At 42.9% G+C, this 11,962-nt stretch carries 10 protein-coding genes and 1 pseudogene; 9 read left to right on the forward strand and 2 right to left on the reverse strand.

Annotation, left to right across the window (positions count from 1 at the left end):
- Positions 1-47: 47 nt before the first annotated feature.
- The 9 genes from NG821_RS09745 (at position 48) to NG821_RS09785 (ending at position 10,817) form a co-directional block, all read left to right on the forward strand.
- Positions 48-1,961 carry an LptF/LptG family permease gene (locus tag NG821_RS09745; RefSeq protein ID WP_252761474.1) on the forward strand — a complete coding sequence of 638 codons (1,914 nt, stop codon included), beginning with the start codon at positions 48-50 and terminating at the stop codon, positions 1,959-1,961.
- A gap of 102 nt (positions 1,962-2,063) precedes the next feature.
- A complete protein-coding gene (locus tag NG821_RS09750; RefSeq protein ID WP_252761475.1) occupies positions 2,064-3,272 on the forward strand; it encodes a bifunctional 3,4-dihydroxy-2-butanone-4-phosphate synthase/GTP cyclohydrolase II in 1,209 nt (402 codons plus the stop codon).
- 261 nt (positions 3,273-3,533) lie between these two features.
- On the forward strand, positions 3,534-4,727 hold the full coding sequence (locus NG821_RS09755) for a pyridoxal phosphate-dependent aminotransferase (protein WP_252761476.1): 1,194 nt from the start codon (positions 3,534-3,536) through the stop codon (positions 4,725-4,727).
- A 232-nt stretch (positions 4,728-4,959) separates the two neighbouring features.
- A complete protein-coding gene (locus NG821_RS09760; RefSeq protein WP_252761477.1) occupies positions 4,960-5,805 on the forward strand; it encodes a MotA/TolQ/ExbB proton channel family protein in 846 nt (281 codons plus the stop codon).
- 30 nt (positions 5,806-5,835) lie between these two features.
- Positions 5,836-6,447: an ExbD/TolR family protein gene (locus NG821_RS09765; RefSeq protein ID WP_252761478.1), complete on the forward strand. Its 612-nt coding sequence runs from the start codon at positions 5,836-5,838 to the stop codon at positions 6,445-6,447.
- Between the two features lie 3 nt (positions 6,448-6,450).
- Positions 6,451-7,107 (forward strand): ExbD/TolR family protein, encoded by a 657-nt coding sequence (locus NG821_RS09770; RefSeq protein WP_252761479.1) that lies wholly within the window; start codon positions 6,451-6,453, stop codon positions 7,105-7,107.
- Positions 7,108-7,144: 37 nt separating this feature from the next.
- Positions 7,145-7,984: an energy transducer TonB gene (locus NG821_RS09775; RefSeq protein ID WP_252761480.1), complete on the forward strand. Its 840-nt coding sequence runs from the start codon at positions 7,145-7,147 to the stop codon at positions 7,982-7,984.
- Positions 7,985-8,329: 345 nt separating this feature from the next.
- Entirely contained in the window at positions 8,330-9,301 is a 972-nt protein-coding gene (locus tag NG821_RS09780; protein WP_252761481.1) for a PstS family phosphate ABC transporter substrate-binding protein, read from the forward strand.
- Positions 9,302-9,389: 88 nt separating this feature from the next.
- Positions 9,390-10,817: a tetratricopeptide repeat protein gene (locus NG821_RS09785; RefSeq protein ID WP_252761482.1), complete on the forward strand. Its 1,428-nt coding sequence runs from the start codon at positions 9,390-9,392 to the stop codon at positions 10,815-10,817.
- 699 nt (positions 10,818-11,516) lie between these two features.
- On the opposite strand, the gene NG821_RS09790 is transcribed toward NG821_RS09785, so the two are convergent.
- Together NG821_RS09790 and NG821_RS12730 are read right to left on the reverse strand one after the other, a co-directional pair.
- Positions 11,517-11,687, reverse strand: a complete 171-nt coding sequence (locus NG821_RS09790) for a 4Fe-4S binding protein (RefSeq protein WP_252761483.1) — start codon at positions 11,685-11,687, stop codon at positions 11,517-11,519.
- A gap of 174 nt (positions 11,688-11,861) precedes the next feature.
- Positions 11,862-11,962: pseudogene (locus tag NG821_RS12730) on the reverse strand (IS30 family transposase); the annotation flags it as partial.

Below are 11,962 nucleotides of genomic sequence, written 5' to 3' on the forward strand. Positions count from 1 at the left end.
AAGGGTTTAATTGAGTGGACGAAACAGATGATTCTACAAATTAGACTATGCCTCGCATCAAGAAACTCGATATATTTATTGTCCGTCAGTTCGGAACCCTCTTTCTAGGGACTTTCTTCATCTGCCAATTTGTGCTGATGATGCAGTTCTTATGGAGGTACATTGACGAACTCATCGGAAAAGGGTTGACCTTGGACGTCATGGCACAGTTCTTCGGATATATGGGCCTGATGCTTGTCCCTCAAGCTCTTCCCCTGGCCATTCTTCTGTCTTCCCTAATCACTTTCGGAAACTTGGGAGAGTCCTCAGAACTGACTGCCATCAGAGCATCCGGCATTTCCCTGCTCCAGGCATTCAGAGGGTTGATCGTGGTTACTGTCGTCATCATGTTCGGCTCGCTGTACTTTCAGAATTACATCGGTCCCAATGCCAACATGAAAATCATGCAGTTGCTGATTTCCATGAAACAGAAAAGTCCTGAACTGGAAATCCCCGAAGGCGTGTTCTATGACGGTATTCCCCAATGCAATATTTACGTCCAGAAGAAAAACATCAAGACCGGCAAACTCTACGGTGTAATGATCTATCGAATGACAGACAGTTATGAGGATGCGGCCATCATTCTCGCCGATTCCGGCATGATCCAGTCTACTGCCGAGAAAAAACATCTGGTCCTGAGTCTCTGGAGCGGAGAATGGTTTGAGAACATGCAAGAATCAGAACTGCAGAACAGTGCAGCAGTCCCCTATCGCCGTGAGAGTTTTATTGCGAAAAAGATTATTCTGGATTTCAACGGCAATTTCAACATGGCTGACGCCTCCTCCCTCTCCAACAACGCACAGGCAAAGAGTCTCGCACAAATACACAACGATATTGATTCCCTCAATCACGTTTATGACAGCATCGGCCATTCCTACTACCGTGATGTCCAGGCGATGTACTATAGTGTCCCCAGACTCAACAAGCGCGACTCAACCTTGGCAGTCGAAAAAGCCCTATCCAAAAGCGTCAACATCGATAGCCTATACAACAAACTGCCTCCCTCTCAGAAGCAAGGCGTGATCAACAATGCGATGAGCCGGGTCCAAAGCGACATGAATGATCTGGAATTCAAGAGCATGATCACTTCTGACGGTGACAAGATCATCCGTCTACATAAGATAGAGTCCATCAACAAATTCACGCTTGCCTTGACGTGTCTCATTTTCTTCTTTATCGGAGCGCCTTTGGGAGCAATTATCAGGAAGGGAGGACTCGGCGTGCCTGTCATAGTCTCCGTATTGGTATTTATCTTCTATTACATCTTGGATAATACAGGCTACCGTATGGCAAGGCAAGGGATTTGGTCGGTATGGTTCGGTAAATCACTAGCGCCGGCAATTCTTATTCCACTGGCAATATTCGTCACCTATAAGTCGAATAATGACTCCATTGTTTTCAATATGGACAGTTATATCGATTTCTTCAAGAAGTTACTGGGAATCAGGACCAAACGCGAAGTCGCCGGAAAGGAAGTCATCATACAGGATCCGGACTATCACCGCGATGCCGAGGAATTGAACCAGATCAGCAAGCTGATCGTCGCCTATAGTGCGAAGCATCGCCTGCAACGTCTGCCTAACCCTGTCCAGATCTTCTTCGAGCGTCATTCAAACCATACCTTGGAGAAAGTCAACCAGCAACTTGAGGCGACTATCGAAGACTTGTCGAATACCAGAGATAATGTGATTCTGACAGAACTGAACCGTTACCCGATATTGTCAATCAAAGCACTCTCCAGGCCATTCAAGCACACCTGGCTGAACGTCCTGACGGCTATTTGCATTCCCGTAGGAGTCGTCTTGTACTGCCGGATGTGGAGATTCCGCTTACGACTCATGTACGACCTGAAGACCATCATGTCGGTCAACAAGAACATAGAGAACCAAATAGCCGTGATCGAGGCTCCCCATAACGACTGAAAGGGACCCGAAAATCCCTGAAGTGTTTTTACAGAGATATAGCATCTCAATCATTTTAATATATGAGGGGATACACCCCCATCCTAATTATTACTTTTCAATATGGAAGATTATAAACTAAGTAGCATCCCAGATGCCCTGAAAGATTTCAAAGAAGGTAAATTCGTAATTGTTGTTGATGATAAAGACCGTGAAAATGAAGGTGATTTAATTACTGCTGCAGAATCGATTACACCTGAAAAGGTGAATTTCATGCTCAAGAATGCAAGAGGCGTTCTCTGTGCACCCATCACGATATCCCGCGCAACAGAATTGGATCTCCCTCACCAAGTAGACGACAACACCTCAGCCCTAGGCACCCCGTTCACGATTACCGTAGACAAACTCGAAGATTGTACGACAGGGGTATCGGCACACGACAGGGCAGCCACCATCAAAGCTTTGGCTGATCCTACCAGCAGACCCGACACCTTCGGACGCCCGGGGCACATCAACCCTCTGTATGCACAGGACAACGGTGTCCTTCGGCGCAGCGGACATACCGAAGCTGCCATCGACCTCTGCAAACTTTCGGGACATTATCCCGCCGCCGCTCTGATGGAAATCATGAACGAGGACGGCACAATGGCACGGCTGCCTCAACTGGAAGAGAAAGCAAAAGCGTGGGGCTTGAAGATCATTTCTATAGCTGACCTGATCGCCTACCGCCTGAAAAAAGAATCAAGCATAGAAATAGGTGAAGAGGTAGACCTGCCTACAAAATACGGGCACTTCCACCTCATCCCCTTCCGTCAGACCAGTAACGGACTCGAGCACATGGCTTTGATCAAAGGCACCTGGACCGAGGATGAACCTATCCTGGTGCGCGTCCATTCCTCCTGTGCCACAGGTGACATCTTGGGCAGTCTGCGCTGTGATTGCGGAGAACAACTCCATAAGTCCATGCAAATGATAGAAAAAGCAGGAAAAGGGGTCATCATCTATATGCAGCAGGAAGGCCGCGGTATAGGACTGATGAACAAAATCGCAGCCTACAAACTCCAGGAAAAAGGACTGGATACTGTCGACGCCAACCTCCACCTGGGATTCAAACCAGACGTCCGTGATTACGGTTGTGGCGCACAGATGCTCAGATATCTGGGAGTACACAAAATGCGGCTCTTGACGAATAACCCGACAAAACGTGTAGGTCTCGAAGCTTACGGCCTCGAAATCGTGGAAAACGTCCCCATTGAAATCACACCCAATAAATACGACGAGAAGTATCTGAAGACTAAGCGCGACAGAATGGGACACGACCTTCACCTTTGAACACAAAAAACGGTTGAAAATATAAAGAAACGGCTTCCAATGGATTGAAAATCATTTGGGAGCCGTTTCCCGTTCCGGGCAGTCCCCGCACTGATTTTGACCCAAAGAGGAGAATATCAGCCTCGCTACAAGTCATAATTAATATTACGATATTAATAAAATTGTAGTCCTGAATGAAATAATGCTATATTTTTTTCGTTATAAAGAATAAAATGCTTACTTTTGTGAGGAAGTTTAATCAATAGGACTCAGCAAATCATTATGGTACAATTATCAAATCGTCTTAACAGACTAGCCCCATCAGCCACATTGGCGATGTCGCAGAAGAGCAGGGAAATGAAAGCTCAAGGTATTGATGTGATTAACATGAGTGTCGGGGAACCTGATTTCAACACCCCGGAACATATTAAAGAAGCCGGTAAAAAAGCTATTGATGAAAACTTTTCCAAATATTCTCCTGTACCCGGCTATCTCCCTCTAAGAGAGGCCATTGTCAACAAACTCAAGAACGAAAACGGACTCGATTACAAGACGTCTGAGGTAATGGTTTCAACAGGTGGCAAACAAGCTGTTTGTAATACCATTCTCGCCTTGGTCAACGAAGGAGATGAAGTGATCATCCCGGCCCCCTATTGGGTGAGTTATCCACAGATGGTCAAATTGGGAGGAGGAGTACCCATCATACTCAGGGCAGGATTCGAGCAGGACTTCAAGATCAATCCGGAACAACTTGAATCCGCTATCACACCCCGTACTAAAATGCTGATTTTATGTTCGCCTTGTAACCCTTCAGGCAGTGTCTATTCACGCGAAGAACTGAAAGCACTTGCCGATGTCCTCAAAAAGCACGACAACATATTCGTTCTGTCTGATGAGATCTACGAACATATCAATTATATCGGTCAGTGCAACAGCATCGCACAATTTCCTGGAATGAAAGAGCGTACCATCATCTGCAACGGCGTTTCCAAAGCTTATGCGATGACAGGTTGGAGACTCGGATGGATGGCCGCTCCCGAATGGATCGTCAAAGGTTGCAGCAAACTCCAAGGGCAATACACCAGCGGAGCCAATTCTGTCAGTCAACAGGCAGCCATTGAAGCCTACACAGGAGACCAGAAGAATGTAGAAGATTATCGGAAAGCATTTGAGCGCAGAAGGGACATGATTGTCAAACTTCTTAAGGGCATCCCTGGCCTGGAAGTGAATCTCCCGGAAGGCGCTTTCTATGTATTCCCTAAATGTTGCAGTTATTTCGGGAAAAGCAATGGAAAATGGACAATACGTAATTCCACTGATTTCGCGTTGTACCTTCTGGAAGTTGCACACGTAGCTACCGTAGGTGGAGACGCCTTCGGAGACCCTGACGGTTTCCGCATCAGTTACGCGACAAGCGACAGCAATATCGAAGAGGCGATGAAAAGGATCAAAAACGCCTTGGGGAGATTAAAATAGTACAAATAAAAAAATTCAGCAAAGGGAAGAAAGAAAAAAGAATAATTTAGCAATAAGCCCGTTAAAACTTCTTAATTCGCATCGTAATCTTGTATTAATTCGTATCTTTGCGAACACAGAACATCAGAATTCAAAGTTCATTAAAAACATGCTTTGAAAAACGAGCTTAACATTAAATCGCTAATTAAACAATTAAAATTATCAATAACTAAAAAATTAAAATTCAAAAATTATGGCAACTACAAAACAAACAGCCAGCCCTAAGAAAAAATCAGAGGGCTTCACAGGTATTCGTGCAGCATTTTGGGTCATCGTCGTATGCTTCATTATTGCTTGCTGTTTTTATCATTTCTTCTTGGGTTCACCTTCACACTATGTCAACGGCGATCCTGAGGGAGCAGTTCTGAATGGTAACATTTGGGGAACAATCCATAAGGGTGGTGTCCTGGTACCTGTAATCTTCACATTGATGCTGACAGTAATCGCACTCTCCATCGAGCGTTGGTTAGCACTTCGCACCGCATTTGGCAAAGGATCTCTGCCTAAATTCGTTGCAAACATTGAAGCCGCTGTTAAGGCAAATGATTTCACAAAAGCTCAGCAACTCTGCGACAAGCAAAGAGGTTCTGTAGCCAACGTTGTAGCAGCATCTCTGATCGCTTATCAGGATATGGACAACGGTGCTAACAAATCTTTGAAGAAAGAGTTGAAGGTAGCCCGTATCCAACAGGCACATGAGGAAGCAACTCAACTTGAGATGCCTACCCTGACACAAAACCTGCCTATCATCGCAACCATCGTTACACTGGGTACGTTGACCGGACTTCTGGGAACTGTAACCGGTATGATTCGAGCATTCGCCGCTTTGGCAGCTGGTGGTGGTGGTGACTCACTGCAACTTTCAACTTCTATTTCAGAGGCTTTGGTAAATACCGCTTCCGGTATTGCTACTTCTTGGTTCGCTGTAGTTTCTTATAACTACTATACCAACAAGATTGATAAATTGACATTCGCACTTGACGAAGTAGGTTATACAATTGCCCAGACATACGAAGCTAATCATACGGAAGAGGCTTAATTTTTGCTAACCCTTTAATATTTGGGAACTATGGGTAAAGTAAAAATTAAGAAGTCGGACGTCTGGATAGATATGACCCCTATGTCTGATGTCATGGTCCTCCTGCTTACTTTCTTCATGATGACTTCTACATTCGTCAAGAATGAGCCCGTGAAGGTAAATACGCCAGGATCTGTATCAGAGATAAAGGTTCCTCAGAAGGACGTGATGAATATTCTTGTCGGGAAAGACGGCAAGATATTCATGAATATGGATAAGACCACCGATTTGGAAGGCACGCTAAGCGCGGTGACTGCCAACAACGGTATATCTCTCACTAAGCAACAGATCAAGAAGTTCGATAATGACGCCATGTTCGGTGCACCACTGGACAAATTGAGCGATTATCTGAACCTCACAGCATCAGGGATGAATCAGGAAATCGGAAAACTAGGCATCCCGACAGATAGCATCAAGGGCGGTCCAAGTGAATTCCAGCAATGGATCACTGAAGCCAAGAATGTGAATCCGGACTTGAAACTGGCAATTAAGGCAGATCAAAACACTCCTTATTCCATTATCAAGAAAGTGATGGATGAACTTCGGGACATGAACGAGAACCGTTACTTTTTGATTACATCGTATAAGAAGTTGGAGGACTAAAGAATGCCAAAGAAGACTCTAAGTAAACAAAAGAAAATGTCTACCCGCGTGGATTTCACGCCTATGGTAGATATGATGATGCTTCTGATCACATTCTTTATGTTGTGTACTACATTGAACAAGCCTCAGACGATGCAATTGACGATGCCTAGTAACGACAAGAATGTGAACAAGAATGACCAATCCGAGACTAAGGCTTCCCAAACCATCACAATTTATATTGGAGCAAACAATAAAATTTATTATGGTAAAGGCCTGCCTCAATACACCAATCCCGGTTGGTTAACGCAGACTACTTACGGGAAGAACGGAATCCGGAAAGTGCTGATCAACCATCGCACAGGAGACGGAACGGACCCGGTAGCTCAGATCATGCTGGCTAAACAAAAACTGGATGCTCAGAAACTGAAGAATCCGGCTGCTTGGCCTGACAGTGTCTATCAAAAAGCTTTGAGCAAATTGAGAGACGGATATGTAAATGGTGATAACAATGCGCCTATTCCGACGCTGACAATCGTCATCAAACCGTTGACAACTTGCTCTTACAAGAATCTGGTAGACGTACTCGATGAGATGCAGATATGCAGTATTGGTAAATATGTCATTGATAAGGTCAATGCTCAGGACCTGAGTTTGTGTAAACTCAAGGGAATCAAGTAAGGATCAGTCAATGAATCAACTTTAAAAGCAAAGGACAATGTCAAAAATTGATCTATACGACCCGCAATGGGTGAACATGATTTTCCAAGGAAGAAACAAGGCTTATGGAGCTTACAAACTCCGTACCTCCATCTCCAAAAGAAATGTCATGGCCATCGTTATCATGCTCATTGCTGCTGCTATCATCGCATCTATTCTTGGAATTCAAGCTATTGTAAAGGCCAACCAACAACAGGTAGCAGTTACAACTAGTGTTGAACTTTCTCAGCTCGCCAAACAGAAGAAAAAACCTGTGGTAGAAAAGAGAACAGTTGTAAAGGAAGAGAAGAAAGAGGTAGTCAAGCAGGTCAAGAGTTCTATCAAGTTCACAGCTCCTGTGATCAAGAAGGATAATGAAGTAAAGAAGGAAATCGTTTCCCAAGCAGATTTGAATAACACAAAGACTGCCATTGGTGCATTCGATGTGAAAGGTAACAGCGATCAAGGTACTGTATTGAAAGCAGAACAAGAGATTGCTCAACCCGCACCACCGGCACCGAAACCAAGTGCAGCTGTGGAAAACAAGGTGTTTGATGTCGTTGAACAGATGCCATCATTCCCTGGAGGTCCATCAGCACTTATGGCTTACCTGAACAACAACGTGAAATATCCGGTTGTTGCACAGGAGAATGGTGTACAAGGACGTGTTGTTATATCATTTGTTGTTGAAAGAGACGGTTCCATCACTGACGTACAAGTTGTAAAGTCAGTCGATCCTTCACTTGACCGTGAAGCTTCAAGAGTGGTACGTAGTATGCCACGCTGGAATCCTGGTAAACAAAACGGCCAGGCAGTACGTGTGAAATACAATGTACCGGTATCATTCAGACTTCAATAATTGAATGAGAATATCTCATTCTGCTTAGCGGCAGAATAATTAGTTGTCGTCCTTTTGCTTTGTTTCCCCAATGGGTTTCATTGCATAAGGACGACAAATAGTTTTAAAGGGTTCATTTAACAAATATACACAGAAGTAATTCTTTTTAACGAGTTCAAAGAAAATATAAATAAGAGTAGATCCAAAGCAAGATTTAGAGAATATAACCACTTATGATACAAGAAGGGTTTCATGTGTGGGTATCATTCCTTTAAGATTTTATAAGAGCGGATTCAAAGCTATACGATCTTTCAAAAGGTACGATCTAAGACAGTTAGAAACAATTGACTCAGTAAGGGAAGAAAAATGAAAAAGGAATTCAGATTCAAAATTACAAATACTCTGTTACTGTTCATCCTGATAGTGGCAATCGCATCATGTGGACCACATAAGCGCAAAGATGGCAGGACAGACACATACTCATCAGGAGTTATCAGTTTTGCGTCTGATGAGAGCTTCAGCCCTATAGTGGATGAAGAACGGGAAGTGTTTGAAAGCCTTTACCCGAAGGCAAAAGTCAAACCGATCTATACAGACGAGACAGATGCAGTAAATAAGTTGATGCAAGGCAAGATCTATCTGGTGATCACCTCCAGGGATTACTCTAAAAAAGAGTATGCTAACCTGAAATCGAGGAGATTCATGCCTGTTGCCATCAAATTGGCCTATGACGGACTTGCACTGATCGTCAACAAGAACAATACAGATACCTGTCTGACTATACATCAAATCAAAGATATCCTCACCGGAAAGATATCAAACTGGAAACAGATCAACCCGCGGTCAAGAAAGGGAACTATACAAGTTGTGTTTGACCGCAATGGTTCGAGTGCAGTCAATTGGTGTGTGGATTCTCTCCTGAAAGGAAAGCCATTCAAGAAACAGGACATCATGGCAGCTAAAGGCAGCAAACAGGTGATTGACTACGTACAGAAGACCGCAGGTGCAATAGGCATTATAGGATCCAACTGGCTGAATGATGAAGGCGACACGACCAACACCACCTTCAAGAAAAACATCACAGTGGTCTCTGTGAGCAGAATGCAAAAGGCGACACCATACAACAGTTGGAAACCCTATCAATATTATTTATACAACGGAAATTACCCGTTGATCCGAACGATCTATGCCCTCTTGAATGACCCATTGAATGCACTGCCTTGGGGATTCGCCCACTTCATAGAATCACCGCAAGGACAGATGATCATATACAAAACAGGACTCCTCCCAATGAATGGTGATATAACGGTCAGAGATGTCAACGTCAACAATAACTAAACATAAAATGAAAATAGATCAAGTCAAACAAATTAGGTAAAAAAGAGTTAGAAACAAAAAGGTAAAAAGTCAAGAAAAAGGTACGATTATGAAAACAATCAAATATTTAGTCATGGCCGCACTTCTCATGATGGGTGCCGGCCAAAGTGCAAAAGCACAAGAGAACCAGCAAGCCAATGTTGAAGTCAAGAACATAGCTAAAGCTATTGAAGACAACAAGAACAATCCAGACGCTGTTAAGGACCAAGTCAAGGATTTCCTAAAGAACAACAAAAAGGACCCGAATGCGCTGGTCGGATTAGGAGAAGCTTATCTGAACATCAATGACACGGCCAATGCTGCCAAATACGCCCATATGGCTATTTCACGCAACAAGAACTGTGGTGATGCCTATTGTTTGTTAGGTGACTTGGCAGCACTCAAGGATGACGGTGGTGCTGCTGCTATGTGGTATCAGAACGCAAAATCAATGGATCCCAAGAACCCCAAAGGATACATCAGATATGCAAGTGTTTATCGTGGAAGAAGTCCGGAAGAAGCAGTACAATCTCTGCAGGAGTTGAAAAATATCCTGCCTGACTATCCTGTAGAATCCGAAGCAGGACATTTCATGTATACTGCACGTAAATATGACAAAGCCGTATTATACTACAGTAAGGCAGATTCTACAAAACTTGATGAGGATCACTTGAAGGAATATGCTTTGGCAGGTTATTTCTCAGGCAATACTGCAAAAAGTCTGTCAGTATCCAAATATGGAAATCAACGTTTCCCTAGAGACCCAGTCTTCAATCGTCTGACCTTCTATAACGCCCTTGCTGACTCTGATTACACCACAGCTACAGAATATGCAGAGAAACTGTTTACAGCCTCTGACAGCGCTAAAATCATTGAGAGAGACTACCTCAATGCAGGTCACGCATATCTGGGAGCAAAAAACTACCAGAAGGCTATTGAAATGTATAACGAGGCTGCTAAGTTAAATCCGCAAGATAATGACATCCACAAATATCTCTCGGACACTTACAGCAATGAGAACGATACAGAAGATGCCCTGAAAGAGTATAATATTTACACTAGAGGAAAGGCAAACAGCACGGCTGAAGACTTTATGGCACTTGCCGATATCTATTCAAATGCAGCAACTAAAACTCAGAATGCGGCACAAAAGGATAAATACCTGAAAGAGGCTGATTCCATCTATGCTGATATCATCACGAAGTTCCCTACATATAATGCCTATGCAACATATATGAGAGCTACATTGAACAGCAATATGGACCCAGACTTCAAAAAAGGTTTGGCTAAACCGTTCTACGAGCAATTGATCACCATCGTAAAAGGCCACACAACAAAAGGCTCTAATGATGATGCTTATCTGAAAGCAGCTTACTATTACCTCGGAGCATACTACTATACCGTAGGAAACAAAGCAGAAGGTACTACAAATTGGAAGAACCTCCTCGAGTTGGATCCGAATAACGCAACAGCTAAGCAAGCTCTCGGAATAAAATAGAAATTATAAGTCTTAGAAATCATTAAGAAGTAAAAACTGCATTGCTGAACGCAATGCAGTTTTTTTATGCCCCATTCTCAAACAAACACTTAAAAGTCGTTGCACACTAGGAAATAAACATATCATGATACTCAGTTCACAAAGAACAACTTATTAAAGGGAAAGGAGGCAAGAAGTAAAGGAAGGATGAAGTGGCAGAAGAATCAAATCAAAACACACTCCTAGGAAAGGTGTGGTTAAGGGATAGTCATCAAATGTAGGTATAGAGAGCTGACAAAAAGTAAAATAGCGCTAAAGAAAAGGTATCGACTACCAAGCCAAAAGAACAAGGATACAATCAGACAGTAATCACCCCATTCCGATGCAGAATTGGGGACATACAGCCCAGCAATTGACCATAAAGTCTGGAGGCAGATTCAAGAATATGTAACATTGCAGACTATAATGACTCCTTGTCCGAAAAACACGACTGGGAATCGTTCCTTTCGGATGAGGTTAAGAACTAAACATGAAGGACTTTTGACACAGTACATCTGACTATCCCATAAGACGGGTCGAAAAATAAAGAATAAGAAGAATACAAATGGATCAACTTGAAGAATGCCAAGTTCAAAACCACAAAGGACAAAGAAGTATGAAAAGGCAAAGACAAAAAAATAAGAGCGATTAAACCTCAATCGCTCTTATACATATTCCACATTATGGAAGACTAATTGCATCATTCGGGCAAACACTTGCACAAGTACCACACTCAGTACAAAGGTCCGGATTAATAGAATACTTTTCATCACCTGCAGATATAGCACCAGAAGGACATTCGTCCAAACAAGTTCCACAAGCCATACAATTGTCACCAATTACGTAAGCCATAGTCTTTAATTTTATTGTTATTATAATGTTTTTGTATAATATGTAATAGGGTCACCAAAACTCTAATTATGCAAAGATAATAATTATAATTTGAAATACCTAAAAATGGGGATGGTTTTTAGCAAAAATTATAATATTATCCGATGCAGGTGGATTCCATAAGCAAGTGCAAAGTTACGGAATTAATTGCTTAATGATATCAACAGGCTTTGAAAAATCATTTTTCTTTCTTGGTCTGTTATTCAATTTTTGAATGATTTGTTTAATGTATCCCC

It is taken from the genome of Segatella cerevisiae (genome assembly GCF_024054555.1).
Lineage (GTDB): Bacteria > Bacteroidota > Bacteroidia > Bacteroidales > Bacteroidaceae > Prevotella > Prevotella cerevisiae.